Annotated in this window: 24 protein-coding genes; 4 read left to right on the forward strand and 20 right to left on the reverse strand. The window is 59.8% G+C overall.

Annotated elements, in window-relative coordinates; all coding sequences use genetic code 11:
- Position 1 precedes the first annotated feature (1 nt).
- From AKU94_RS12100 to cysQ, 6 genes are all read right to left on the reverse strand, one after another.
- Positions 2-1,699: a DUF5927 domain-containing protein gene (locus AKU94_RS12100; RefSeq protein ID WP_050527512.1), complete on the reverse strand. Its 1,698-nt coding sequence runs from the start codon at positions 1,697-1,699 to the stop codon at positions 2-4.
- Positions 1,696-2,706 (reverse strand): glycosyltransferase family 2 protein, encoded by a 1,011-nt coding sequence (locus AKU94_RS12105; protein WP_050527513.1) that lies wholly within the window; start codon positions 2,704-2,706, stop codon positions 1,696-1,698. Before AKU94_RS12105 ends, AKU94_RS12100 begins: the two co-directional genes overlap by 4 nt.
- Positions 2,707-2,769: 63 nt before the next feature.
- On the reverse strand, positions 2,770-4,002 hold the full coding sequence (locus AKU94_RS12110) for a glycosyltransferase (protein WP_050527514.1): 1,233 nt from the start codon (positions 4,000-4,002) through the stop codon (positions 2,770-2,772).
- Between the two features lie 3 nt (positions 4,003-4,005).
- Positions 4,006-4,902 (reverse strand): UTP--glucose-1-phosphate uridylyltransferase GalU, encoded by an 897-nt coding sequence (galU, locus tag AKU94_RS12115; protein WP_050527515.1) that lies wholly within the window; start codon positions 4,900-4,902, stop codon positions 4,006-4,008.
- Between the two features lie 159 nt (positions 4,903-5,061).
- On the reverse strand, positions 5,062-6,273 hold the full coding sequence (locus AKU94_RS12120) for a glycosyltransferase family 2 protein (RefSeq protein WP_050527516.1): 1,212 nt from the start codon (positions 6,271-6,273) through the stop codon (positions 5,062-5,064).
- Positions 6,270-7,064 (reverse strand): 3'(2'),5'-bisphosphate nucleotidase CysQ, encoded by a 795-nt coding sequence (cysQ, locus tag AKU94_RS12125; RefSeq protein WP_050527517.1) that lies wholly within the window; start codon positions 7,062-7,064, stop codon positions 6,270-6,272. Before cysQ ends, AKU94_RS12120 begins: the two co-directional genes overlap by 4 nt.
- 136 nt (positions 7,065-7,200) lie before the next feature.
- On the opposite strand from cysQ, the gene AKU94_RS12130 reads away from it, so the two are divergent.
- Positions 7,201-8,022 (forward strand): ABC transporter permease, encoded by an 822-nt coding sequence (locus tag AKU94_RS12130; RefSeq protein ID WP_050527518.1) that lies wholly within the window; start codon positions 7,201-7,203, stop codon positions 8,020-8,022.
- 2 nt (positions 8,023-8,024) lie between these two features.
- Here AKU94_RS12130 and AKU94_RS12135 read toward each other — a convergent pair whose 3' ends face one another.
- The 10 genes from AKU94_RS12135 to AKU94_RS12180 form a co-directional block, all read right to left on the reverse strand.
- Positions 8,025-8,555 (reverse strand): HutD/Ves family protein, encoded by a 531-nt coding sequence (locus AKU94_RS12135; RefSeq protein WP_050527519.1) that lies wholly within the window; start codon positions 8,553-8,555, stop codon positions 8,025-8,027.
- A 6-nt stretch (positions 8,556-8,561) separates the two neighbouring features.
- A complete protein-coding gene (locus tag AKU94_RS12140; RefSeq protein ID WP_050527520.1) occupies positions 8,562-9,728 on the reverse strand; it encodes a DNA recombination protein RmuC in 1,167 nt (388 codons plus the stop codon).
- On the reverse strand, positions 9,725-11,554 hold the full coding sequence (gene mutL / locus AKU94_RS12145) for a DNA mismatch repair endonuclease MutL (RefSeq protein WP_050527521.1): 1,830 nt from the start codon (positions 11,552-11,554) through the stop codon (positions 9,725-9,727). The genes AKU94_RS12140 and mutL overlap by 4 nt, the downstream gene beginning before the upstream one ends.
- Before the next feature lie 73 nt (positions 11,555-11,627).
- Positions 11,628-12,926 (reverse strand): M16 family metallopeptidase, encoded by a 1,299-nt coding sequence (locus tag AKU94_RS12150; RefSeq protein WP_408633699.1) that lies wholly within the window; start codon positions 12,924-12,926, stop codon positions 11,628-11,630.
- Positions 12,926-14,281 carry a M16 family metallopeptidase gene (locus tag AKU94_RS12155; RefSeq protein WP_050527600.1) on the reverse strand — a complete coding sequence of 452 codons (1,356 nt, stop codon included), beginning with the start codon at positions 14,279-14,281 and terminating at the stop codon, positions 12,926-12,928. The genes AKU94_RS12150 and AKU94_RS12155 overlap by 1 nt, the downstream gene beginning before the upstream one ends.
- An 85-nt stretch (positions 14,282-14,366) precedes the next feature.
- Entirely contained in the window at positions 14,367-14,891 is a 525-nt protein-coding gene (locus AKU94_RS12160) for a DUF3035 domain-containing protein (protein ID WP_050527523.1), read from the reverse strand.
- 52 nt (positions 14,892-14,943) lie between these two features.
- A complete protein-coding gene (gene lspA / locus AKU94_RS12165; RefSeq protein WP_050527524.1) occupies positions 14,944-15,426 on the reverse strand; it encodes a signal peptidase II in 483 nt (160 codons plus the stop codon).
- A 1-nt stretch (position 15,427) separates the two neighbouring features.
- Positions 15,428-17,017, reverse strand: a complete 1,590-nt coding sequence (gene purH, locus AKU94_RS12170) for a bifunctional phosphoribosylaminoimidazolecarboxamide formyltransferase/IMP cyclohydrolase (RefSeq protein ID WP_050527525.1) — start codon at positions 17,015-17,017, stop codon at positions 15,428-15,430.
- A 27-nt stretch (positions 17,018-17,044) separates the two neighbouring features.
- Positions 17,045-18,781: a heparinase II/III family protein gene (locus AKU94_RS12175; protein ID WP_198144901.1), complete on the reverse strand. Its 1,737-nt coding sequence runs from the start codon at positions 18,779-18,781 to the stop codon at positions 17,045-17,047.
- A gap of 103 nt (positions 18,782-18,884) precedes the next feature.
- Positions 18,885-20,168: an RsmB/NOP family class I SAM-dependent RNA methyltransferase gene (locus AKU94_RS12180; RefSeq protein WP_232295759.1), complete on the reverse strand. Its 1,284-nt coding sequence runs from the start codon at positions 20,166-20,168 to the stop codon at positions 18,885-18,887.
- A gap of 62 nt (positions 20,169-20,230) precedes the next feature.
- On the opposite strand from AKU94_RS12180, the gene AKU94_RS12185 reads away from it, so the two are divergent.
- Complete coding sequence (locus AKU94_RS12185) at positions 20,231-20,413, forward strand: DUF1674 domain-containing protein (RefSeq protein ID WP_050527528.1); 183 nt, start codon at positions 20,231-20,233, stop codon at positions 20,411-20,413.
- A gap of 6 nt (positions 20,414-20,419) precedes the next feature.
- On the opposite strand, the gene AKU94_RS12190 is transcribed toward AKU94_RS12185, so the two are convergent.
- Positions 20,420-21,061, reverse strand: a complete 642-nt coding sequence (locus AKU94_RS12190; protein ID WP_050527529.1) for a ChrR family anti-sigma-E factor — start codon at positions 21,059-21,061, stop codon at positions 20,420-20,422.
- Positions 21,062-21,073: 12 nt separating this feature from the next.
- The gene (locus tag AKU94_RS12195) at positions 21,074-21,619 is read right to left on the reverse strand and encodes a sigma-70 family RNA polymerase sigma factor (protein WP_050527601.1); all 546 of its coding nucleotides are present in this window, start codon (positions 21,617-21,619) and stop codon (positions 21,074-21,076) included.
- Positions 21,620-21,872: 253 nt separating this feature from the next.
- Between AKU94_RS12195 and AKU94_RS12200 the strand changes: the two genes are divergently transcribed.
- A complete protein-coding gene (locus tag AKU94_RS12200) occupies positions 21,873-22,601 on the forward strand; it encodes an SDR family NAD(P)-dependent oxidoreductase (protein WP_050527530.1) in 729 nt (242 codons plus the stop codon).
- 3 nt (positions 22,602-22,604) lie between these two features.
- On the opposite strand, the gene AKU94_RS12205 is transcribed toward AKU94_RS12200, so the two are convergent.
- Both AKU94_RS12205 and AKU94_RS12210 read right to left on the reverse strand, forming a co-directional pair.
- Entirely contained in the window at positions 22,605-23,657 is a 1,053-nt protein-coding gene (locus AKU94_RS12205) for a saccharopine dehydrogenase (RefSeq protein WP_050527531.1), read from the reverse strand.
- Complete coding sequence (locus AKU94_RS12210; RefSeq protein ID WP_050527532.1) at positions 23,654-23,884, reverse strand: WGR domain-containing protein; 231 nt, start codon at positions 23,882-23,884, stop codon at positions 23,654-23,656. Before AKU94_RS12210 ends, AKU94_RS12205 begins: the two co-directional genes overlap by 4 nt.
- A 98-nt stretch (positions 23,885-23,982) precedes the next feature.
- Here AKU94_RS12210 and AKU94_RS12215 point away from each other — a divergent pair, with 98 nt between their 5' ends.
- Positions 23,983-24,921 (forward strand): hypothetical protein, encoded by a 939-nt coding sequence (locus tag AKU94_RS12215; protein WP_232295760.1) that lies wholly within the window; start codon positions 23,983-23,985, stop codon positions 24,919-24,921.
- Positions 24,922-24,930: the final 9 nt, after the last annotated feature.

Consider the following 24,930-nt stretch of genomic DNA (forward strand, 5'->3'; position numbering starts at 1 on the left):
GCTACCTTAACAGATAGGGCCGACCCCTGCGGGTGGCGTTTGGTTTTATGCTGTCGTCAACCGGAAAATCCCCCATCAGCATTGGCTGCATGCCCTGATTGCGCAGGTCTTGCAGGAATTGGCCGAATCCAGAAAGATCGGCCATGCGCGGCGCCTCGTTCAGGCGGCGCAACGCACGGGGGCGGATTTCATCCACAAGGGTTTGCAAAGGCTCCATCGGGTTTTCAACAAATTCTGCCAGCGTCCATATGCGGTATCGCGCCTTGGTCCAAGGGCTTTGCAAAATGGTGAGGTGCTCTTGCTCAAACCGTTGGAGGCGCGCTGCCTCTTTTAGAATGTCGGCAAAGTTCATGTCGGATTTGAACAAGGACACCGCCCAAGCCCCCGATATAACCGAGATGGTTGCATTATGGTCCTTGGCAAGTTGCCAGTTGATTGCCTGATTGTCGGTAGGTCCAAATTGGAAACATTGCCGCTCCCCCCGCGTATTCCACAGCAGGTTCGACAGGAAACTTCTGGGGTTGTAGTCGCGGATTGCGGCAGAGTCGGGCATCGCGCCGTTATAGACAGCTTCCCTGCCTGCATATTCCACCCGTTCAAGCGAGAAGAGATGACCATGCACGCGTGTTCCGGTTACTTTGCTGAGCCAAGGCTCAAAATTTTCAAAGAGGTCGGAAAACCCTTCAAACACCGAATAGGGCGACGCGCTTTTACCATTTTCCCAGTTTTCATTGGGAAAGCGGCTTTGCATATAAAGACCCGAGCGGCCCTTGGTGCGGCGCTCTATCGCCCGTGAAAAAAGGCGGTCAATCTTGCCGGGGTTGGGCTCGGTCGATGTTTTATGTTCCGGACCTTTGGTCAGGAAAACACGGTAAAGCTCTTTTGCATGGGGCCATATTTTGCGCGCAACAAAGCAGTCAGATCGACGCAGCAATTGCAAATGGTCATCATAGAAAACATGCGGCTTTCCCTGAAAATCGAACTTTGACAGCGTCAGGGAACGGCTTTCGATATGTGTTGAAAAACGCCGGGCCTGTGTTTGAAAGTAGGACTCATCGGGTATCCAGACCCGTTGGAAGTAGCTGTCGACTTTTGCCCGCTCGGGATCGTTCAGGATTGCAGAGAGTGTCTGGCGCGTCAGGCACCACCATTGACTACCAAAATGTGGCACGATGCCCGCAGGGATTTTCCGTTTGAACCCGACCCGCCGTTGCAGCTGGACGTAGCCGTCAAACAGGCGGCGGTGTTTGCGCCAGGAAAACGGAAACCGTAATGTGAAACGTTCCGAATCCAACCCGCCAATCGCCCAGCCGACATCTGCGGCCGTGACCGATTCAATGAAATCGGTGCGGGGTCGGCTGTCAAGATATGTAACAAGCTCGCGCACCGGTCGCAGCGGCAAACAAGAGCCGGAGGCAAGATAGATATGGTTGGCACCGGGGAAGTCCTGCAACATGATGTGTGCTGCGGATTGCGTGGCGGCCACAATCCCCCAGGTTCCCCACTCACAGGCGTAGCGCCCGGAAAATCGAATATCGGCAAGGCCAGACAAGGAGGCGCGGAATGCGTTGAATTCCGCTTGAGTGACGCGTTTGTCGACATGGATCACCACGGGGCAGCCGTGATTGGCCCAATGCCGCGCGACCTGCGCCGCGCGGTCCAACGCGGTGTGGCACAGCATGATGATGCCAATGCTCATGCCCAGTTTCCCTTGGACATCAGGCCCAAAATCTCTAGCTGTCGCCAGTTGATATATTTCTCAGACCATTTGCACCATAAATCTGGGTTATCCTCTAGCGCGGCCTTATAGGCTGTATACTCATGGCTATTGGCGTAATGCTGTCTGCGCGTCATCTCCTCCTCTGCCTTGGTGGCGAAACTATCAAGGAATTTGGCGTGTAGCAGACAGCCACTTGCCTTTTCACCGCCCCATTCGTCATAGACAAGGTTCAGCCCGCGCGGCAGCAGCGTATGGGTAGAGGAGGCATAGGCGTATCGCCAGTGCCATTTCACCAGAGGGATTTTGTTCAACGCAGGCGCACGCTCTGGCGCATCGGGAAAAAAGACGCGCGCGCGCGGGCCGCCCTGTATCCACAGGTTGCCAAAGTCCTTGTTGCGCGAGATTGTGTAATTGCCGCTGTCGAACCATTGCAGGATCTCAAACGGATTTTGCCCTTCGGTGTAGGCTTGCGTGTTTATTGGCCCCTTGGGATACATATCCAGCAACATGGCGGAAAACGCTTTTATAGAGGACGCATCAAGCCAATCTGTCAGTGCGCGTAAGGGGCGGGTATCGCAAAAGGGGTAGATAAAGAATTCATCCGGATCGACCACCAGTGTCCAATGGCCGTGCCCATACCGCATTTGCAGCCAGTTCAGCCAATCCACGCCGAACCGCGCGCGTTTGTAGCTGTGCGCCGAGCGCCACAAAGAGACATCCGGCTGCGCCTTAAGGTAGTCATGCGATCCGTCATCGCTCTCATTATCGACGATCAGAAAATGGTTGACGCCCAATCCCCGATAATATTTCAGGAAATAGGGCAGGCGGGCACGTTCATTCCGAAGTGTTGAGAAAAGCAAGATATCGGCAGGCTTGATTGCCTTTACGCGTTTGGTAACCGATATCAATTCACGCCTTTTGCGGAATGCACGAAACAGCCAGCGTTTGCGGGCGAGTCGTAACCGATATCGAGACACAATACTCACACGTTACCTTCCAAAGGGTCGATCTGCCTTATGTGTTTGCGACCGTCTGCACATTAACTGCTATCAAGCGATGTTTAAGACAGTGTTGAAATGGTCTTCCCATCGCGGGATTAGTGGTGTTGGGTGTTGTAATGTCTTTGGTGCCAATTCTTCGGTCCGTTCTATGCCACCCCGGTCCATCAAGCCGATGATTGCCTCTTGCCAAGAATATCTATCCCCCAAAGTGAGGTAAACGGGGTAATCCCCCAATGTTTCAAAGTAGATCGGCAGAGGGGGCAGGATCACCGGAACCCCAAGGCTGGCCGCCTCAAGCGGGGGCAGGCCATAGCCCTCAACATGGCTGGGAAACAAAAGCGCCCGCGCATTTGCGAGCAGGCCCATGACATTTCTGTCGGGCAGGTTCGGGATCTCGAACACGGTACGGTTCAGACAGGGCAGCGCATCAAGACGCTGAAAAAACGCCTTATCAGCCCAGCCACGACGGCCAAGGATCAACAGGTCGGGAATGCTCTGTTCGGGCAGGCTGCGGTGAAAGTCCTCCCATAGGTCCAGCAGGAAACTGTGGTTCTTGCGTGGTTCAATCGTTCCAAGCGTTACGAAATATGGCTTGTCACGTGGTGCGACTGGAGAAGGATCAGGCGGGGGAATACCCAAAGGCGCGACTATGCCCGCCGGTATGCGGCCGTGACGCGACAGATGCTGTTCTGTAAGGACGCGCGTCGCCCTAGCCGTGTGGATCACCAGATCCGCATGGGTGGCTGCTGCTGCAAGCTTGCGCTCAAAACCCTGTACGGTGCCGGCGCGGGTGAAATCCGGGTGGTCCAAGGGTATTGTGTCGTGGAGCAGCACCGAAACGGTGCCACCCGCAGCCTTGATCGCCATGAGGCCCGGATCTGTCAAATTGGAATGACCGACATTGATATAGGAAAACCCCTGCGGAAGATGCAATCCCAACATCTGCCGCAAACGCCCTTGGCGCGCACGCGCGACGGCGAAACGGCGCGCGGCGGTCTCTGCTCTGGCGCGCGTCGGGTCCTTACGTTGCGTCAAGCGTGATCGCATATCTGCACGGGGAAGGGGGATGCCCCCGAGGACCATATCCTGAAAAGCGGCCATCCCCGCGCGATCAAGCAATAGGTAACCAAGCTGGCTGCGGATCAGGCCAAAAACCGGCACCCCGGTGGCAAGGAGCTGCCCAAGGTAGGCGGTCTCTACCCTGTCCACTCCGGTCGGTTGCCCTTTGCCTATGCGCGAAAGCAGACGCGTCAGATCAAGCAACCGGGCCGGAGGGGCCATGGCCTATTGCGCAGCTTTTTGCTGGGCGACCAATTCATGAAGATACGCGCCAAACTCTGCCTGAAACTCGGGGCGGGCAAGGCCAAAGGCAACCGTCGCCTGCAAAAACCCGGCTTTGGAGCCACAGTCATAACGTTGACCCTGAAAACGATAACCGTAAACGTTATCCTCTTCATGGATCTGCTGGGCAATCGCGTCAGTCAACTGAATCTCGCCACCAACACCCTGTTTCATCGTGTTAAGATCATTCAGAACTTTCGGCGATAGAATGTAACGGCCGATCACGGCAAGATTGGATGGGGCGTCCTCGGCCTTTGGTTTTTCCACCATGCCCTTTGCCCGCACAATCGCCCCCATATCATCGGCAATATCCAGCACGCCATAGGCGCCCGCTTTTTCCCGCGGCACTTCCATGGTTGCGACCATGTTGCCACCGGTTTCTGCATAGGCTTCAACCATCTGCTGCAAGCAGGGTTTTTCTGCGGCGATGACATCATCAGGCAATAGAACGGCAAAGGACTCATCGCCAATCAGACGGCGGGCGCACCAGACAGCATGGCCCAGTCCCATCGGGCGATTTTGGCGGACATAGGCAATTGCGCCGCTGTCCATATTGCTGGCCTTCAACACCTCCAGCAGGGCGGTCTTGCCGGATTTGCGCAGCGATGCCTCCAATTCCGGGGCAACGTCAAAATAGTCTTCCAGCGCGGATTTCCCGCGCGACGTGACAAAGATGAATTCAGTTATGCCCGCCGCCCGTGCCTCGTCAATCGCGTATTGGATAAGGGGACGGTCAACCAAGGTCATGATCTCTTTCGGGATCGACTTTGTTGCCGGCAGAAAGCGCGTTCCCATTCCAGCGACGGGAAAAACGGCTTTCGTGACTTTTTTGATTTTCATTGATCCACCTTACAGAAGTCGTAAAAATTTCGTCGCGTATACACATTCAATATGAACTTGGCATCCAATTTGGATCATAATTTATCAAGAAACCTATAAAATGGAAACAGTTGGCCAATTACCGCCTATTTTTTTGTGCAATAAATGGCCTTTTGCAACCTAAACGGGCCTATAGCGCGCCAGACGTGTCGACTCGATAGATTTGCGCGCGGCAAAGTTGTGCCAATCAAAATGGTTACCGTTGCGCAAGCTTCGCCCATAACGCCCGCCGGACTGCTCCCATATCCCGTCTTGGGTGAATCTATGCGTATGTGCGGACAGGCCCCGTGCCATCAGGATAAGGGTTACGATGTCACCCTGCGCACGCGCGCGTAGGGCGGTCTGGTGCAATATGCGGCGATCCCGAGCCTGCCCAAAGAGGATGCGACCCGGTCGTGGGCCTGTATCTGCGAGGGGGAAAAAATCCGAAAGCGTTGTGCTGATCGGGGTTTGGCTGATCTTTTTGCGGGCGGTAAGCTGGCCTGCTTGGATGCCACGTGTGAACCCGTCCATCAGGCGGCGAACCTGCCGCGGCTCTATTGCACCGCGGATCATATGGCGGATCAGCCGCGCTTTTTGATTTGCCGTATGGCGGGCCAATGCGGTGCGGGTCATGCCGTGTCGGGCGATGAAAAGGGCGAGGCTGTGGCCGATCTCGGTCAGATCAGTTGGCGCACGGTCATCGCGGCGGCGTGCCGATGCTGCAAATCCGTGATGTACAACCGCATCGGGTACAACGGCCGTCAGCCCCCCCGCAGCGGCAAGGCGCAGGTTTACATCAGCTTCATCCAGATAGAAGCGATAACCCTCGTCAAACCCGCCGACGGAGATTAGCGCCCCTCGGCCGAAGGCACAATTGGTGCCTTGGGTTTTGATCGCGCGTGATGCGGTGCCGGAATGCAGGCGGGTGTCGGGGCTTGCCTCAAAGGGGTGGTCAAAACCGTCCCCGTCCACCCAAGCCGCCCGCCACTGCCATGCAAGCCCTGACCGCCCCAAGACAAAACCACCTGCTGCCGTCACACGCGGGTCGGAAAACGGCGCCGTCAGCCGTGACAGCCATGAAGGTTCCGGCACCGCGTCATCATCCAGAAAGGCAACCACAGGGGCGGCTGCTAAGCCAAGCCCGATATTGCGCGCCGCAGAGATATTGGGGCGATCATATTCCGCAAGCTTAAGCCGAAGGCGCGTCCCTTGTGCCGCGCGAATCCCCTCTGGATCCGCGACGACGATCACCTCAAAGGACGGGTGATCCATCTGCGCCACGCCCGCCAGCGCGCGGGCCAATGCGGCGGGGCGGTGGCGGCTGACGATAATCAGGCTGGTCGGGATCATTTCCGAAGGGTAACGCCCGGTGCATAGGCGATGAAAAAGGGGTTTTCCCAGCCTGCTTTGCCATAGGCCAAGGGTTCATGCGTATCGAAATGCACGACCCGCCCGCCCGCGCCGCGCAGGACGGCGTCCCCGGCAGCAGTGTCCCATTCCATTGTGCGCCCCAGACGGGGATAGAGATCGGCCTCTCCGTTCGCGACAAGACAGAACTTGAGACTGCTGCCCGCACTGGTCATATCACGCACTGCATATTTGCCGATATAGGCATCGGTGGCCGCATCTCGGTGCGATTTGGAGGCAACGACCATAAGCGCGCTGTCATCGGGTGAGGAAACATTGATCTCTTGGCAGGGACCGACCTGATTTTTGAGAAACTCACCCGTCTCTTCAACCGCTTGACCGTCGGCACGGGTATAAAACAAGCGCCCCTTGGCGGGGGCATAAACCACGCCACGCTGTGGGATACCGTTTTCGACATAGGCAATATTGACCGTAAAATCGCCGCGACGTTTCACAAATTCCTTGGTGCCGTCCAATGGATCGACGATCAAAAAGGTAGAGGCCTCCAGCGCGTGGCTCTCGGCCTGTTCTTCGGTGATCAGCACCACATCCGGGTATGCGGCCCGCAGACCTGCCGCGATAATGGCATCTGCCGCCTCATCAGCCTCTGTCACGGGGCTTTCGTCAGATTTGGACCGGACCTCGAAATCCGGTGCGGCATAGACCTCCATGATCTTGGCGCCAGCCTCCAGGGCCAGTTCGCGCATCAAGGATACGAGGGGGGAATAGTCCATTCTGCTCTCCATTTCACGCGGATCTCAGCATTATTGCCAAAAATACTGTTCCTCCTTATCATATGCGTTCAAGGTATCAGCAAGTTTTCCCCTCCATATTTAACAACAGTCGCCCAGAGCAGAGGTAATAACCAAAATGTTCCAACGCGAGGCCCCGAAAGGTCGGTTGCTTACGGCTTTTGGTATGTTGGAGTTGATCTTTCATGCCTCTGTCCGAACAGTTCGCAAGAACCACGGCAATCCGATTATCGGGCTGTTGTTGAATATCCTGCAAACGGTCATGCTGGTTGCGGTGTTTTATCTGCTGTTTCAGGTGCTGGGCATGCGCGGCATGGCGATCCGCGGGGATTACTTGCTCTATGTGATGTCGGGCATTTTCATGTTCATGACGCATATCAAGGCTTTGGGCGCTGTCGCGGGATGCGAAGGCCCGACCTCTGCGATGATGAAACATGCGCCGATGAATACCTTTGTGGCAATTGCATCCGCCGCTGTGGCAAGCCTTTATACGCAGGTTCTTTCGGCGATTGTGGTGCTCTATATCTATCACGCGGCTTTTAACCCGATCAGTTTTCACAATCTTCCGGGTGTGCTTGGGATGCTGCTGTTATCATGGAGCAGTGGGGTTGCGATCGGGACATTGTTGCTCGCGCTAAAGCCGTGGCAACCGGATGCTGTTGGAATTATTACGCAGCTTTATCAACGTGCCAATATGATCGCCAGCGGCAAGATGTTTGTTGCGAATACCATGCCGACATCAAAACTTGTTCTGTTTGACTGGAACCCTTTGTTTCACACAATAGACCAAGGGCGCGGTTTTGCCTTTTTGAATTATAACCCGCATTATAGTAATTGGGAATATCCGCTCAAAGTGACTTTGGTGATCCTTGTGATCGGGTTGATGGCGGAAAACTTCACGCGCAAGCATGCCTCAATCAGCTGGGGTGCAAAGCGGTAGCGCTATTGCGGATGTTCAAATAGATGGATGGCCAGAACCGGCGCGCCGTGCAGGGATGCGGCGGGGGCGGCAATCAGAAAATCATGGCGTGCAAGCGTGATGCCACCATATTGCACCGCGCCCAAAGCGAATATGCAAAGCGTGGCGCCGTCGCGCGGGCTCAGGGCGGTATTTTCCACAACTTCAACGGCGGGTATGGGCAAGCTGCGGTGGGTCATCACATTGAAATCCACTGCGGTTGCCGTAACACCTTGCGCGGCAAGAGGGATATCACCGGGAAAGGCGACGGGTTGCAGGTGGCCGGCGTGAAAATGCCCTGCCCCGACAAGGTCAAAGCCCGGCCCGTCGATTACAGTCAGGTTCCGCTCTATATCCGGGAACTGTGAAAACGGTCCATCCTTGGCAACCGTCGCCATAGAAAACCGCCAGCGCAAACCGACATCATCTGCCGCGCGCCAGATCTCGATGGTTGTGCCTTGGCCATTCGCCCAGGGCATTTCGGTATAATCGGCGCGGGTCAGGTGGCGGGTCATCTGTTCTTACTCTGTCTGTTGGTTGCCGATCAAATCGGGGCCGGGTATCGGGTCCGGGGAAAGCTCTTCGAAATCGAAATTATCCAGCTTGGCGGCACGTTTTCCGGCACGCTCAGCGGCGGTGCTGATCCCGTCCAGATCGGCGCGGGTCTGGTTGAAATGGGTGTTCAGCTTGTCGACGCGGTTCACAACCAGCTCTACATCGCGGTGCAAAAGCCGCAATGTCGCACGAATCGCACCGGCCTGTTCACGCATCCGCGCATCCTTCAGCACCGCACGCATGGTATTCAGCGTCGCCATACACGTGGTGGGAGAGACAATCCAGACCTTTGCATCAAAGCCGTCACGCACCAGTTCGGGGAAGTTGGCGTGCAACTCGGCATAGACCGCCTCGGACGGCAGGAACATCAGCGCGCCATCGGCGGTTTCCCCATCAAGGATATATTTCTCCGAGATCGCCTTGATATGCGCTTTGACAGATACGCGCATTTGCCGTGCGGCATCCAATTGCTCGGCGGGCGTCTGTGCGCGGCGCAGGGCCTCATAGGCCTCCAGCGGGAATTTGCTGTCGATGACGATCGGGCCGGGCGGATTGGGCAGATGGATCAGGCAATCGGCCCGCTTCCCGTTTGAGAGCGTGGCCTGCATCGAATAGGCATCGGCCGGCAGGGCCTTGCGCACGATGTCATTCAGCTGGATTTCCCCAAAAGCACCGCGGGTTTGCTTGTTGGACAGGATATCCTGTAATCCCAAAACGTTGCCAGAGAGTTTCTCGATGTTCGCCTGCGCCTTGTCGATGGTTTCCAAGCGCTGCTGCAACTCGCCCAAACTGCGCGCCGTACGGGTTGAGGTGCCGTGCAGGCTTTCGGTCATGCCGCGTTGCACCTCTGTCAGCCGCTTTTCCATCATTTGCAGCATTGCCGTTTGGGAATGGGTCTGGGTCTCGGAAACATGGTGCAAGCCGCCTGCCAGCCGTTCCTGCCCTTCGGATAAATGCTGTACCCGTTGGCCCAACCAGCCCATTTCCCGCATCAGGGGTTCTGTAGCTTTGGCCGATTGCCCCAAGGCGCGCAGGATCAGCAGGAAGAACCCCAGAACAACAGCAACGCCGCCGCCAATCAGCAAGATCAGCGGATCATTCCAATTGTATATTTCCCCTGCAATTTCAATCATCTGCGCCCGAACAGCTTTTCAATGTCGGCCAGCTTCAATTCAACATAGGTCGGGCGACCGTGGTTACATTGCCCTGATAGCGGCGTCGCCTCCATTTCCCGCAAAAGCGCATTCATTTCCTCGGCGCGCATCTGCCGACCGGAACGAATGGACCCGTGGCAGGCCATGCTGGATAAAACCGCATCCATCCGCGCTTGCAACCGGTCAGAGCTTCCGATGTCGGCCAGATCATCCAGAATATCGCGCAGCAGATCGGCGGCGTTGACACGGCCCAGGATCGCCGGCGTTTCGCGTACTGCAATCGCGCTGCCGCCAAAGGCCTCGATCACAAGGCCAAGTTCGGCCAATTCGGGTGCGGCCTCCATCAGCCTTGTGCAATCACTGGCCGAAAGGTCAATGATTTCAGGGATAAGCAGCGCTTGGGTGGCGATGCCCTTATCATCCCGCTGCGCTTTGAGGCGCTCATAGACCAGCCGTTCATGGGCGGCGTGTTGGTCCACGATAACCATACCATTTTCGGTCTGCGCGATGATGTAGTTTTCATGGACCTGCGCGCGCGCAGCACCCAAGGGGCGTGCGATATCTTGGGACGGGGTTTCCTCAAAACGGGCAGAGGGGCTTTCGGCAAAGCCCATATCCGGCGCGGGGGCCTGATAGGCAAACGAATGGCGGATCGCCCCGGCTGAGGGGCGCTCCATCTGATAGACCCGCGCGGGCGCGCTCGGTTCCGGCTGAAAAGCGGCAAGCGTTTCGGCCCCCACGGTAGAGGAGGCGCGATGACCCGCCTCGGCCAGCGCATGACGGAGCGAGGACACGATAAGCCCGCGGGCAAGCGCCGGATCGCGAAAGCGGACCTCGGATTTTGCGGGATGCACGTTCACGTCAACCAGATGCGGATCGCATTCGATATTCAGCACAGCGGCCGGATGGCGATCACGGCTGAGCACATCCATATAGGCGGCGCGCAACGCCCCATAGAGCATGCGGTCCTGCACCGGACGCCCGTTCACAAACAGATATTGCGCCGCTGATGATCCGCGCGAATAGGTGGGCAATGCAGCATAGCCGATCAGTCGGAGATCCTCACGCGGGGCGTCAATACGCAGGGCGTTATCGGCAAACTCACGCCCCAGAACCGAGGCAACCCGCCCGTGCAGCGCATCAAAGAAATCCCCCGAGACAGGATCGGCGCGAAACATCACCCGCGCCTCGCCGTTAGACACATCGCGCAGGTTGAATCCGACCTCGGGTTCGGCCAGGGCAAGCCGTTTGATGACATCGGCAATGGCCATCGCCTCGGCGCGGTCCGAACGCATGAATTTCAGCCGGGCAGGGGTGGCGTAAAACAGATCGCGCAGCTCGACCACGGTGCCGCTGTTGATGGGGGCAGGGCGCGGGGCCTCCATCCGGCCACCGGACACGGTGATCATCATCCCGTCGCTGTAAGCGGTACGCGAGGTGATGGTCAGCCGCCCGACAGCCCCCAAGGATGGCAATGCCTCACCGCGAAACCCGAAGGAGTGGATGTTGAGCAGGTCACTGCCATCAATCTTGGATGTGGCATGGCGCGACAGGGCCAAGGGCAGGTCCTCTGCCGTCATCCCGCAGCCGTCATCGGTGATGCGGATCAGGGTCTTGCCGCCATCGGCATAGTCGATCGCGATGCGTCGCGCCCCTGCATCCAGCGCGTTTTCGACCAGTTCCTTCACCGCTGAGGCGGGTCGTTCGATCACCTCCCCCGCGGCGATACGGTTGATGGCCGATTCGTCCAACTGGCGAATGATGGTGCGTGGTGCTGCGCTTATGTTGCGGTCTGGTCCATTCATGACACCAGTTTTAGCACGGCACAGGGATCTAAGCCACCGCTTGCCTCGGGTTATCCACCGTTTTGATGACCTGTCAAAGCGCGCCTTCGGGCTGTCCGACGATCACGAAATGCAGATCCTCGGGGCGCAAAAGCCGTTTGGCAACCTTGGCGACATCTTCCAGCGTGACCGCCTCGATTTTGGCGTTACGGGTTGTGGCATAATCAATGGGCATCCCGTCCATTTGCATCCCGACCAGAATCCGCGCGATCTGGGAATTGCCGCTGAACCGCAGGGGATAGGAGCCGGTCAGATAGGTCTTGGTTTTCGCCAGCTCCTCGGCGGTGATGCCTTCATTCGCCGCGCGGGCCCATTCGGCGCGCACGATCTTAACCGCCTCAAGTGCTGTGGCATTGGCGCTGGAGAAACGGCCCGAGAGCACCTCGGCGTGGTCCTTATCGGCCAGATAGGTGCCAATGCCATAGGTCAGCCCGCGTTTGTCGCGCACCTCTGTCATCAGGCGGGCGCTGAACCGGCCACCGCCCAGAACTTCGTTCAGGATATAGGCGGCAAAAAACTCGGGGTCGTCGCGCTTGATGCCCTGATGGCCGAAATGGATCACCGATTGCGGGCCGGGGAATTCGACCACGGTTTCACCGCCCTGCAAGGACCACTCTGCACGTTCGGGCAAAGGTGCGCCCTTGGCGGGCAAATCGCCCAAAAGCCCATCCAGCAGCACCCCAAGATCCGCCGCAGAGATATCGCCCGTCGCCGCAACATAAAGATGTTCGCGGGTAATCGCATTCTCAAAGGCCGCTTGGATATCGGCGCGGCTCAGGCTGGCCACGCTTTGCTCGGTGCCGCCACCGTCACGGCCATAGGGGTGGTCGCCATAAGCAAGCATGTTGAAGCGTTTTGCGGCGATGCTATCGGGGTTTTTCTCGTCCGAGCGGATATTGGAAAGCACCTGCCCGCGCACGCGTTCCACGGCATCGGCGTCAAAACGGGGCTGGGTCAGGGCAAGGTGCAAAAGGTCCATCGCCTCGGTCCGGTTCTCGGTCAGGAATTGGGCAGAGATGCTGACGCTATCGTCCCATGCCTGAAAACTGAATGAGGCAGCCAGCGAATCGCGCGCATTGGCAAAGCCCTGAGCATCCAGATCGCCGGCGCCTTCCTCAAGCAAGGCCGTCATCAGGTTGACCCCACCGCGCTGATCCACCGGATCAAGCGAAGTGCCGCCGCGCATCCTGATCTCCAGCGCGGTGAAGGGGATCTCATGGTCCTCGATCAGCCAGGCAGTGATGCCACCGGGGGAGGTGACCTTCTGGATCGGCAGCTCTGCATGGGCGGGCAAGGACAGTGCCAGAAAGGCCGCAAAGAAAAAACGCATCATCATTGTGCCACCTCTATCTGTGAATCATCGTGGCGTTCCAGCCAGCCTGTCACCGCGTTGCGGCGGTCGAAAACCTTTTGCGCGGCCTCCATCACCTGCTCTGGCGTGACGGCTTGCAAGATATCGGGCCAGGCCTGCACATCGGCGACCGTGAGGCCGGTGGTCAGGGCGGTGCCATAGGTGCGGGCCAAGCCTTCGACGTTGTCGCGGGCATAGATCTCATCCGCGCGAAGCTGGCGTTTGATGCGGGCGAATGCGTCAGGGTCCACGCCATCCTTTAGAAACTGTGCGATAACACCGTCAACCGCGCTTTCCAGATCAGCAAGCGAGGTGCCGGGCGTGGGGACGGCAACAACGCCGAAATCAGTCGCATCCAACGACATGCCGGAGTAGAACGCACTGCTATACACGGCCTTCGGCGCCTCTCCGAACTGCAAGGCCTGCGCCATCACAGAGGTTGTGCCGCTGCCGCCCAAAAGCTCTGCCAAAACGCTGAGGGCGGCGGCCTCTTCTTGGGTGCCGCTGTCGCGTTCGGGGGCCAGATAGGTGCGGATCATATAGGGTTGGGCCACGCGGTCATCCGACATGGAGAGCCTGCGCTCGGCCAGTTGCGGCGGCTCGGTTGTGCGCAGGCGGGGCGCAAGATCGGGGGTGGGGGGCACCGGCCCGTAGTGGGTTTCGGCCATGGCTTTGACCTCATCGGGGGTCACGTCACCCGCGACGATCAAAACGGCATTATTCGGCGCATAATAGGTGCGGTAAAATGCCAGAGCATCTTCGCGGGTCAGGGCCTCTGCCTCATGTTTCCAGCCGATAACGGGCGTGCCGTAGGGATGGTTGAGGTATTGCGCCGCGCGCCGCTGTTCGCCGAAAAGCGCGCCCGGGTCGCTGTCGGTGCGCTGCGCGCGTTCCTCGATGATCACGGCGCGTTCGGTTTTGACATCCTGCTCAGAGAGGAGCAAACCGCGCATGCGGTCGGCCTCCATCTTCATCATCAGGTCAAGCCGGTCGGCCGCAACCCGTTGATAATAGGCGGTGTAATCATAAGAGGTGAAGGCGTTATCATTGCCGCCCTGTGCCTCGACCGTCGCGGAAAATTCGCCGGGGGCCATGGTGTCGGTGCCTTTGAACATCAGATGTTCCAGAAAATGCGCAATGCCGGATTTGCCGGGCAACTCATCGGCTGATCCGGTTTTATACCAGACCATATGGGTCACAACGGGGGCGCGATGATCCTCGATCACCACGGCCTCCAGCCCGTTTTCCAATGTGAATGTGCTGACATTATCGGCAAGCGCCGAACTCGCTGGAAAGGCCCCCAAAACAAGGGTGAGCAACAGGCTGCGCAACATCAGCAATCCTCCGTTTGGTGTGCGATGTTACACCTAACGGCCCAAGGGTCAGGGTCAAGCCTTCTTCGCGCGGATGTGAAGCTGCGTGTTACTCGCCGTCTTGTGCCGGAGGGGCCGAGACGTTGCGCACCCCGCGGGCGCGCCAGCGTTCCAGCTCGGCGTGCTGGTCAAGCGATTGTTCGTCATAGGCCTTGTAATAGACGTTCACGTTAAACAGACGTTCCATCACCCGGCCCTTATTGTCGCGGCGGTGTTCAAGATCGGCAGAGGCTAGTTCGGTGCGGATCGCAGCAGCGGTGCCATAGCGCCCGGTGTGATTGACCAAAGTGCTGTCGCCCGCAGGAACACCCGTGCCTGTGCGCAACCGTCCGCCAAGGGCGGCGACGGCGTCAGCTTCGGGGGTGGGGTCGGTCAGGTTGGCACCACCCGCAGTGGGTTCGGGCAGGGCGGCCAGATCATCCGGCATTTGCAGCGGCTTGGGCGGCAGAATCGAAAATTCATCCGGCCCATTACCGGTTGCCTGCAGGTTCATCAAACGTGGCTCTCCGCCACTACAGGCAGAAATAAGCATCGCAATCGCGGCAAGCGCCACGGTTCCTTTTGTTGCAAGCATCTCCGCCTCCTTCGCTTTGGTTGCCCATGTTTAGCCGAAAGTAATCGGCGCGTCACGGGGTCTTTCGCGCCTTTCCCTTGCTATCGGCGGCGAAAAGGACAAGCCCCGCCGCGCCGGCAAAGATCGCGATATCGGCCACATTGAATGCATAAGGGTTTTCAAACCCGCAGCAAGACATATTCAAAAAGTCGGCCACGGCCCCGTAAGCCAGCCGGTCGATCACATTGCCCAAAGCACCGCCGATCAGTACCCCGGCCGATATTTGCGCCATCTTGGGCTGTTTGCCGCGCGATACCCAGCGCCAGACCCAAGCGGTAATCGCAAGCGAGACCGCGATCAAAACCCAGCGCATCACATCCGAATTGTGGGCAAAGAGGCCGAAATTCACCCCTTTGTTCCAAGCCATGCGAAAGGTCAGATAGGGCGGCCAGATATCCATATCCCCGACCTCACGCAGGTTAAGGCCAAAGACCACGGCCAGTTTGCTGGCCTGATCCAGTACGAATATCACCAAAGCCGCCCAGAAAATCCGCATATCAGTGCCGGAAGTGACGCTGGCCGGTAAAGACCATGGCAAGACCTGCGGCATCGGCTGCTTCAATGACCTCATTGTCGCGCATCGAGCCGCCGGGCTGGATGATGGCGGTGGCCCCTGCCTCGGCGGCGGTGATCAGCCCGTCGGCAAACGGGAAGAACGCATCCGACGCGACAACAGAGCCAATGGTCAAAGGCGTGGCCAGCCCCATTGCCTCGGCCATATCCTGTGCCTTGCGGGCGGCGATACGGGTGCTGTCAACGCGGCTCATCTGGCCCGCGCCAACGCCGACCGTTGCGCCGTCTTTGACATAGATGATCGCATTGGATTTGACGTGTTTCGCCACCGTCCATGCCATCAAGAGATCGCGCATCTCAGCGTCCGAGGGCGAGCGCTTGGTCACGACCCGCAGATCCTCCATGGTCACATTTGCCGCGTCACGGTCCTGCACCAGAAATCCGCCCGAAACCTGCCGGAAAGCAAGGCCGGGGGTGGAGGCATCCGGCAAGGTGCCGGTGGTCAGCAAACGCAGGTTCTTCTTGGCGGCAAAGACGGCACGCGCATCCTCATCGGCGTCGGGGGCGATGACGACCTCGGTAAAAATCTCCGCGATCTTTTCGGCGGTCGGGCCGTCAAGCAATTGGTTCAACGCGATAATCCCGCCGAATGCCGAGGTGCGGTCACAATCAAACGCGCGGGCGTAGGCCTCGGCCAAGGTCGCGCCGGTTGCCACGCCGCAAGGGTTGGCGTGTTTGATGATCGCGCAAGCAGGCCCCTGCCCTGCGAATTCCGCGACCAGTTCAAAGGCCGCATCCGTGTCGTTGATGTTGTTATACGAAAGCTCTTTACCCTGCCATTGCTTGGCGGTTGCCACACCGGGGCGGTTTGTCCCGTCGGTATAGAATGCCGCCGCCTGATGCGGGTTTTCACCGTAGCGCAGGGTTTGTGCCAGCGTGCCAGCAAAGGCACGGCGGCGCGGCGCGGGCATTTCAAGCGCACCGGCCATCCAGTTGGAAACAGCCGCATCATAGGCCGCCGTGCGCCCATAAGCCGTCTGCGACAAACGCTGACGGAAGGCATAGCTGGTGGCACCATCATTGGCGGTCAGTTCCTCAAGCAATGCGGCGTAATCCTCAGGATCGGTGACCACATTCACAAAACGGTGGTTTTTCGACGCGGCGCGGATCATCGCAGGGCCGCCGATATCGATATTCTCGATGCAGGTGTCATAATCAGCCCCCGCCGCCACGGTGGCCTCAAACGGATAGAGGTTCACAACCAGCAGATCGATCGGCGCGATGTCATGGGTTTCCATTGCGGTCACATGATCGGCATTGTCGCGCAGCGCCAGCAATCCGCCATGAACCATCGGGTGCAGGGTCTTTACCCGCCCGTCCATCATCTCGGGAAAGCCGGTGACCTCGGCCACATCGCGGACCTCAAGCCCCGCTTTGCGCAAGGCCGCCGCCGATCCGCCAGTGGACAGCAGCTCTACCCCCCGCAGCGCCAAGGCGCGGCCAAGGTCGATAAGCCCGGTCTTGTCGGATACAGACAAAAGCGCGCGTTTTACGGGAACAAGATCAGCGGTCATGGATAAATACCTTTTGGCAGCTTGGGGTCAGATCACGCCCGGAACATCACTCCGTTCCAGATCGCGGATGGCCAGCGGAGTATCCTGTGCTTTGGCCAAGGTCCAGCCAATCACGGCATCAAAGCTGCCAACATGGCCCGAAAGTACGATTTGTTTGGAGGCACGGGGGTTCAAACGGCCTTTTTCCAGATAAACCGACGGCTCTACCGAGAGGTCATTTGCGCCGGTGTGGCGGAAAATCCAGATCTCGCCGCTTCTGAGGGCAAGCGATACGGCATTGCCGCCAAGGTCGATCGCGGCATCCACATCGGGGTGCAAGTGAAACCGGATGGCAAAGCGGACCTCGCCGCTTGGATCACGTTTCTGGACGCGGGCAAGCTGGGCGCGGTCGCGTTCAGAGATGGCGCGCAATTCATCCTGCCCGCCCATATGCCGCCCGTCATGCGACAAAAGCAAAAGCCGCGCATGGGTCAGCCCGTGGGTCGCAACCCAGCCGTTATGGGCCAGGCGCAGGGCGTGGCCGTCGGCGGTCTCACGCGGGCGGGTGCGGGTGACATGGGCGCGGTCGGCCAATACCTCGGGGGTGCCACGGTTCAACCGGCTGGAGGAGTACCCCTCAATCGTCAGGGTGGAATGGCTGGGCGTGGCACGGCCCGCGCGTAGCCAGTCGGGGCCAAAAGGTGCCCCCGATCCGCAATTCACAATCACCGGCCGCCGTCCCGATGTCATCTCGAACGCAAGGGTAGAGGCATGGGCCGTCGCGGCCCCGCGCCCTGAGGGCGGGTCCGAGGCATCAATGATCACCGATGTACGCGCCCCCGTCAGCCGCAAGAACCCCATCGCGAGGCCGGTGCCAACGGCGGCCTTTACCCCCGAGGCCGCAAGCGCATGGTCCAGCCGCCCGTCCATCCCACGCCCGCCGCCGTGGAACCGTGCAAGCGATCCATCCGCATGGCGCAGGGTGCGCAGGGTGGGGGCGATCCGCTCTATCGCGGCGCGCTGCGCTTGGGGGACGGGTTGTCCTGCCTCTGACAGGGCTTGGGCGGCCCATGTCAAAAGCGTAAAAACATCCAGCAATTCCTCTGGATTGCGGCTGGGCAATCCGCCGAATTTGTCGATCTCGGTCTCACATTCGTGCGCGAGGGCGGCGACCGCCGGCTCCACCTCATTTTCCATACCTGTCAGGGCCAGCCCGGCATAAATCAGCCCGGTCAGTGCCTCAAAACGCGGCACGCCGGGCGCAGAGGCTTGCCAGCGTTGCGACAGGAAGGTGGTCTGCGCGGAGAGCGAGTCGAAATAGGCTTGGCTCTCGGCGGTGCTGCGCCCGCTCAGGAGGAACAACGCGTGATGGATCCAGCGGATCAGTCGCCGTCCGGTGATATCAGGGGTCCAGCCCGGACCATTGCCTTTGCCAAAGCGTGTGATCCACTCCCATGTCCAGTCTTGGGCACATCGGCGCGCAATCGGATCCCCGACGGCGGCCAGATCATCAAGCCAGACAAAACCATGTGCCGCGACCCAAAATTCGGGCGCAGTGGTCGGCGCATCCCAAAGCGGTTTTCCGGGGGCCTCTATCAGATGGCCGGCCAGTAGGTAGTTGCCAATGGTCAACTGCTTGCCGCGTGCGAACAGCCCGATGCTGCGGGGTTCGGGTTGTGAGACGAATCCCGTCACGGCATGGCTGCGCTGCGCCCGCCGAGCGGCCAACCGGTTCTGCAAACGCGATATCTGCGCTGCGAGCCCGTCTTTAAGCGGGTAAGCCAAGATGCCTCATTTTGGTTGCCACTCGATCACTGCGCCCGATTTCGGGTCTGCTTGGTGCCGATCATAGCGGCCTGTCACGGCGCTGTCACCGCAAATTGAAGCCTCAGGTTGCAGGTATGCGCAGCCGCGCCATGAAAAACCCGTCCATGCCGCCGGTCTCGGCCCAATAGTCGGGACGCAGGCGCATGCCGCCGTCCTTGGTAATCCATTCGGGGGCGATGCCGTCAAGGCTCGGGGGTTCTACGGTCAGGCCGGGGTGGCGCGTCAGGGCCGCGGTCAGCTGGTCCTCGCCCTCTTCGGCCAAAAGCGAGCAGGTGCAAAACACCAGCCGCCCGCCGGGCTTGAGGAAGCCGAGCGCGCGGTCGATCAGGGCCGCTTGCAATTCGGCCAATGCGGGGACTTCGCTGCCATCCTTGGCAAAGGGCAGGTCGGGGTGGCGGCGCAGGGTGCCGGTTGCCGAACAGGGCGCATCCAAAAGCACCGCATCGTAACGCGCATCCGGCACCCAATGCAGCGCATCGGTAGCGATGATCTTGGCCGCAAGCCCCGTACGCGCAAGGTTCTCATGCAGCCGTGCAAGGCGCGGGGATGAGATATCCACGGCTGTCACCTTGGCCCCTGTGGCGGCCAGCTGCAGGGTTTTCCCACCCGGCGCGGCGCAAAGATCCAGAACCTCTTCGCCGTCTTTTGCATCCAGCAGGCGTGCAGCAAGGGCGGCGGCGGCATCCTGGACCCACCATTCGCCGGCCTCGAAACCGGGCAGGGTAGAGACTTGTACCGATTGGTTGATTCGCAGGCTGCCAGTGGGCAGGGTGGTCGCGCCCTCAATTTCCGGTGGGGTCGATTTCGGGGTCAGATCCAGCGGCGGGGTCTGTGCCTGAACCGCCTCAATCGTCGAGACGACATCACGGCCCCAACGATGGACCAGCGGCTGGCGCAGCCATTGGGGCATTTTCTGCGGCGGCATTTTGGCAAAAGGGTCGGGCGTGGCCGCGACCTTGCGCAGCACCGCATTGACCAGACCCGTCATATGCTGCGTGCGGTTGCCGTGGCGGACCAGATCGACCATCGCGTTGACCACGCCATGAGCGGCCGATCCATCAACGGCCAGTTCCACCACACCCAACCGCAAGACATTGCGCACCAGCGCGGGCGGCGATTTGCGTAGATAGGGCTTGAGGACCTTATCGGCCTGTTCGATATGGCGCAGGGTGGTCAGCACAAGCCGCTGTGCGCGGGCACGATCCGAGGGTGACAGCCCCAAGACGGGGCTACCGTCGGCCTCCAGCACTTGTCCCAGCTGCGCGCCGTCTTCCAGCACCGCCTCCAAAAGCGCCAAGGCCGCGCCGCGTGCCGATGTTCCGTTGCCCGCCATATGTTCACCCATGTTGTCTGTCCGTCCCAAGCCGCCTATATCAAAGCAGGTGCCCAGACAAGGAAGGCCGGACCATGCCCGACAAAGACAGCGAACTCCCCCCCGCCGCCCAACGTGCGCTTGCCGAGGCCGAGGCGCGCCGTAAAGAGGCCGATGCAAAGGTTGCCGCCATGCCCAAAGAACTGGGCGGGCGTGACGGGCCTGAGGCCGTGCGCTATGGCGATTGGGAAAAGAAAGGTATCGCCGTCGATTTCTGATCGCGGTCAGATACGCAAGAAAGGTTGCGCCAGACGTGGCAGCAGACCGTTGAACCGCAAAGGCGCTTCGGTGGCGGCAAGGCAGATGCAATCGGGGCCTTCCTCGGCCACGGGTTGATGGTGCAAATCATCATTGGCGATCTCAAGGTCGCCGGGGCCGAAACGGTCGGTCTCGTCACTGAACGCCCCTTGCAGGACCAGCGTCAGCTCCATGCCGCGGTGGCTGTGATCGGCCACCTTTTGACCGGCCGGGATATAGAGAAGACGCGCCGTCGCCCCCGCATCCGTGGGCAGGATCGCCTGCCGCACGCCCATCCCGATGGACCGCCATTTGACCGACGCAAGATCACCGCCGACATAATCCACCAATGGTGCGGGCAGAACCTTGCAAGCCTTGCGGCGCAGGCGCGGGGCGGGCGCGGGTTGTGTCAGCCGGTCCAATGTGGCGGTCAGGCTGCTTTCCATCATCGCCACGCTGTCGCATTCCCCCATCAAGGCGCCCCCGATGGCGTCAAAGGCCCCCAGTCGCGCGCGACATTCATCGCAAAACGACAGATGGGCGGCGATGACCAGATTGAACGCCTCGGGCAATTGGCCCGCAGAATAGCCCATAAGAAGCTGGTCAGTGATATGATGGCGGATTGTCATAGGTGTCTTCTTTCAGCTCATCTTGTGGCGCAGACGTTCCAGCGCCAGCCGGATGCGGGATTTTATGGTGCCAAGCGGCAGACCGGTCTCAGTCGCGATTTCGCTATGAGAGAGGTCGTGAAAATAGGCGCGCTCAATCAGATCGCGCTGTTTTTGCGGCAAAAGGGCCAGCGCCTCACCCAGACGTTCGGTGTCCTGGCTCAGCTCCAGCGCCTCGTGCTGGTCGGGTTCTGCCTCGGGGCCCCATGTCAGCTCTTCGGGCTCGGGGCGGCGGGATTTGCGCAGTGCGTCGATGCGGCGGTTGCGGGCGATGGTAAAGATCCATGTCGCCGCCGAGGCGCGGGCCGGATCAAACAGATGCGCCTTTTGCCACAGGGTTGCCATGACATCCTGTGCGCATTCCTCGGCCAAAGTGGCGCTGGCACCGGATTTCATCAAAAACCCTTTGATGCGTGGGGCAAAATGCCGGAACAGCGCGGCAAAGGCCGCCTTGTCTTGTGTATCGCGGACGCGCAAAATCAGCGCACTCCAATCCTCTGGTGTTGTCTCGGATGACACGGACTTCCCTTTCTGGCGCAGGCAAACCGCTGCGCTCGCCGCAGCATAATGCCGCGAGGCGGTCAGTGCATCTGCTTTTTGAAAGGGTGCTGTATCTAACATGCACTCTATACTCGCGGTTTGTGCGATTGGATCACCTTTGAAAGATTTTACCGGCAAAGGGCGCGGCGTATCGCATCAATTATGCGATTCAGGGGTTCAAGGATGTAAAGCGGCCCGCTAGCATAGTGACAAAGCATGAAAGGGTTTTGGGATGAGGGACTGGCAAGGCAAACGCTATTGGATCGTCGGGGCGGGTGAAGGTGTGGGGCTGGGCCTGGCCCGCCGGATCAGCGCGGCAGGGGCAGAGGTGGTCCTGTCCTCGAGTTCTGACGCACAGCTGGATAAGGCTGTGGCGCAAATGCCGGGCAAGGCACATGGGGTGCGCATGGATGTGGCCGAGACCGCATCGGTCGCCAATGCCGCGGCAGAGGTTGGTGAAATCGACGGCGTGGTGATCCTTGATGAGGTTTACTGGCCGGTGAAAGCGCAAGAGTGGAACGCCGCGCAGGTCGAGGAAATGTGCAACAGCAATTTCACGGGCTGCGCGCGGGTCATCGGCGCGGTTCTGCCTGCAATGGTTGCGCGCGGGTCGGGGCATCTGGTGTTGACAGGATCTTTAGCAGGCTATCGCGGGGTGCCGGGTATGAGCGGGTTTGGCGCGTCCAAGGCCGGTGTCATGGGCATGGCCGACGCGCTGCGCGCCGATTTGCAAGGCAGCGGGATTGAGGTGCAGCTTGCCAACCTCGGCTTCATCCGCGGCCAACAGGGCGGGGACGGGGTGTCCTTTGTGGTGGCGCCCGAGGATGCAGCCCAGCAGATGTTCGAGCTGATGCTGACCGAGCGGTTCAAAGCCAGCGTTCCAACCGGGTCGTCCTGGATGATGCGCCTGTCGCGCTGTTTGCCCGCCACGGCGTTCAACCGGATGTTTACGCGCAAATAACGGCTATAGGCGCTGGATGTGGTCATCAAACAGCGCCTTCGCCCGCCCCCAGACGCCGCTGTTCAGATCGTTCAGCGTCAGCAATGAGGGCAACAGCAGGCCGGCAAAATCCTGACTGCTTTCAACCGGCAGCAGGCTGGGCAGGTTGTCGATTGCGGTCACATCCAGCACAGGGTCTTGTGCCACCCGCAATGCGGGGACGTCCCAATCGGTTGTGCGGTCATAGACTTTGATCGGTGAGAAATCCGAGGTCGGATCGCAGGCAATATCGCCAATCACCGAAAGCTTGCGCTGGGCCGTCAGCGCCGATCGCGGCACAAAGACCGGACAGACGGGCCGCGCGAGGATGCAGTTGAGGAAAATCTCATGTGTCAGCACCTCGGGGAAGGGGCCGCCATGTGCGGTCTCGGCCATATCCCATTTGGTGACTTGCAGGTTCAGCGCCTCACACAGGTCGGCCGCCCCCGTGCCAACACGGCCAAGCGCCCCGATCACCAAAGCGGTCGGCAAACTGTCGGCCGTGGCCAGCGCCTCGCGCAATTCCGACAAAAGCGCATCCTTGCCGCCATAGGTGCTGACCGGTCCGGCAAGACCGCCGCGCTGCTGTGCGGCCCAGCATTTCAGCGCCACTGCCGCCCCGGCATAGCCCGCCCAATAGCCAAAGGCCGCGACACGTCGGCCTGCCTCATCCACCAGATATTCGATGTCATAAAGCGTCCCGCCCCCTGCCTTGAATCGGCGCAAAAGGGTTTGCCCCGCGGGCTGACCCTTATAGGCGTGACCAAACAGAATATGGCGGTGGTGCAGGGGGCTGCCATCCTCGGGCAGTTCCTTGAGGCCAAAGATGATCGCGTCGCGCGGGGCATCGGGCCAAGTGTTTTGCGGTGCAATCGCACATCCCGTGGCGCGAAAGCCGTCGATGGGAATGGCGCGGACATTGCTTTGCTCAACGGTGACGGTAAAGCCTGCGGCCATCAATGCGGCCACACCTTCGGGGGTGATGCCTGTGCGTTCCTCATTAGGGCGCTGCTCGGCGCGGACCCATATGTGCGTCACTGTAATCCCCCTTGATTTGTCTGCGCATATCCGCGCCGCGACGCGCGGGATTGTAAATGCTCTGCCGCTAGGCAGGCCTCCCTCAGGTTGGAAAACCAGGTGATCTTGCGATTGCCGCAACGCGCCCCCGGCATCCCCCATTCCCGCAGCACCGAGTATTCCCCAAAGAGGTTATAGGCGACATCGACACGATAATAGCGTGCGTGCCCCTTGCGGTTGCGTAGCATATGGAAACCGAACAATTGCGCCCCCCAGCTTGGTTTCGGATATAAGAGATAGCAGATTTGTACGCAGGTGACAGGAAAAAAACGGGGCAAGTAATGATATGAAAAGACGTAATTTCATCTGGGCGGGTGCCTTGTTGGCGGCAGGCACCGGGTTCGGATTGTGGCGGGCACGGGGGCCGCGCAAGCTGGACGATGCCGCATTTGCTGCGCGCTATGATCGATCGCTTGCTCCGCCCGAAGGGGGGATGTCGGTCTATCATCTTGGCCACAGCCTTGTAGGGCGCGACATGCCGGTGATGCTGGATCAACTGGTGGCGGGGCATTCGCATGCCAGCCAGCTTGGCTGGGGTGCCAGCCTGAACCAGCACCGGAAAGGCGATGTTCCGGGGCTTGCCGAGGAAAATACCCATGCCAGCCACCGTGCCCCGACAGAGGCGCTGGCTTCGGGGGATTATGACGCCGTGGTCCTGACCGAGATGGTCGAGATCCGCGATGCCATCCGTTATCACGACAGCGGGCAGGCCTTGGCCCATTGGGCGCGGACGGCCCGAGAGGGCAATCCCGATGTGCGCGTCTATCTCTATGAGACATGGCACCGGCTGGATGATCCCGAGGGCTGGCTTGCGCGGGTCGACGGGGATCTGACGGCGGCTTGGGAGGATGCGCTGATGCGCGTGGCCATGGCGCAAAAGGGCGTTGGCACCATTCACCTGATCCCGGGGGGGCAGGTTCTTGCGGCGGTAATCCGCGCAATGGAAGGCGGAAAGCTGCCGGGCTTGACCCGCCGCACCGAGCTGTTCGCGCGCGATGCCGCGGGGGGTGTGGACCCCATCCACCTGAATGATCTGGGCGCATATATCATAGCGATCACCCATTTTGCGACGCTCTATCATCAAAGTCCCGAAGGGCTGCCATGGGCCTTGTTGCGTGCTGACGGGCAGCCCGCGGTGCCTTTGCCCGATGCCGCCGTCATTCCGTTGCAACGGCTGGTCTGGCAGGTTGTCTCGCGCTATGCTTCTACTGGGGTTGCGGGCTGACGCTGCGCG

Origin of the sequence: Pseudorhodobacter aquimaris, assembly GCF_001202025.1 — a bacterium.
In the GTDB taxonomy this organism is placed as follows: Bacteria; Pseudomonadota; Alphaproteobacteria; order Rhodobacterales; family Rhodobacteraceae; genus Pseudorhodobacter; species Pseudorhodobacter aquimaris.

Excerpts from the sequence above, each read along its gene's own strand:
- AKU94_RS12100 (WP_050527512.1), bottom strand. The coding sequence starts at position 1,699 with ATGAGCATTGGCATCATCATGCTGTGCCACACCGCGTTGGACCGCGCG.
- AKU94_RS12110 (WP_050527514.1), bottom strand. The coding sequence starts at position 4,002 with ATGGCCCCTCCGGCCCGGTTGCTTGATCTGACGCGTCTGCTTTCGCGC.
- galU (WP_050527515.1), bottom strand. The coding sequence starts at position 4,902 with ATGAAAATCAAAAAAGTCACGAAAGCCGTTTTTCCCGTCGCTGGAATG.
- AKU94_RS12120 (WP_050527516.1), bottom strand. The coding sequence starts at position 6,273 with ATGATCCCGACCAGCCTGATTATCGTCAGCCGCCACCGCCCCGCCGCA.
- cysQ (WP_050527517.1), bottom strand. The coding sequence starts at position 7,064 with ATGGACTATTCCCCCCTCGTATCCTTGATGCGCGAACTGGCCCTGGAG.
- AKU94_RS12130 (WP_050527518.1), top strand. The coding sequence starts at position 7,201 with ATGTTCCAACGCGAGGCCCCGAAAGGTCGGTTGCTTACGGCTTTTGGT.
- AKU94_RS12135 (WP_050527519.1), bottom strand. The coding sequence starts at position 8,555 with ATGACCCGCCACCTGACCCGCGCCGATTATACCGAAATGCCCTGGGCG.
- AKU94_RS12140 (WP_050527520.1), bottom strand. The coding sequence starts at position 9,728 with ATGATTGAAATTGCAGGGGAAATATACAATTGGAATGATCCGCTGATC.
- mutL (WP_050527521.1), bottom strand. The coding sequence starts at position 11,554 with ATGAATGGACCAGACCGCAACATAAGCGCAGCACCACGCACCATCATT.
- AKU94_RS12150 (WP_408633699.1), bottom strand. The coding sequence starts at position 12,926 with ATGATGCGTTTTTTCTTTGCGGCCTTTCTGGCACTGTCCTTGCCCGCC.
- AKU94_RS12160 (WP_050527523.1), bottom strand. The coding sequence starts at position 14,891 with ATGCTTGCAACAAAAGGAACCGTGGCGCTTGCCGCGATTGCGATGCTT.
- lspA (WP_050527524.1), bottom strand. The coding sequence starts at position 15,426 with ATGCGGATTTTCTGGGCGGCTTTGGTGATATTCGTACTGGATCAGGCC.
- purH (WP_050527525.1), bottom strand. The coding sequence starts at position 17,017 with ATGACCGCTGATCTTGTTCCCGTAAAACGCGCGCTTTTGTCTGTATCC.
- AKU94_RS12180 (WP_232295759.1), bottom strand. The coding sequence starts at position 20,168 with ATGGGTGAACATATGGCGGGCAACGGAACATCGGCACGCGGCGCGGCC.
- AKU94_RS12185 (WP_050527528.1), top strand. The coding sequence starts at position 20,231 with ATGCCCGACAAAGACAGCGAACTCCCCCCCGCCGCCCAACGTGCGCTT.
- AKU94_RS12190 (WP_050527529.1), bottom strand. The coding sequence starts at position 21,061 with ATGACAATCCGCCATCATATCACTGACCAGCTTCTTATGGGCTATTCT.
- AKU94_RS12200 (WP_050527530.1), top strand. The coding sequence starts at position 21,873 with ATGAGGGACTGGCAAGGCAAACGCTATTGGATCGTCGGGGCGGGTGAA.
- AKU94_RS12210 (WP_050527532.1), bottom strand. The coding sequence starts at position 23,884 with ATGCTACGCAACCGCAAGGGGCACGCACGCTATTATCGTGTCGATGTC.
- AKU94_RS12215 (WP_232295760.1), top strand. The coding sequence starts at position 23,983 with ATGAAAAGACGTAATTTCATCTGGGCGGGTGCCTTGTTGGCGGCAGGC.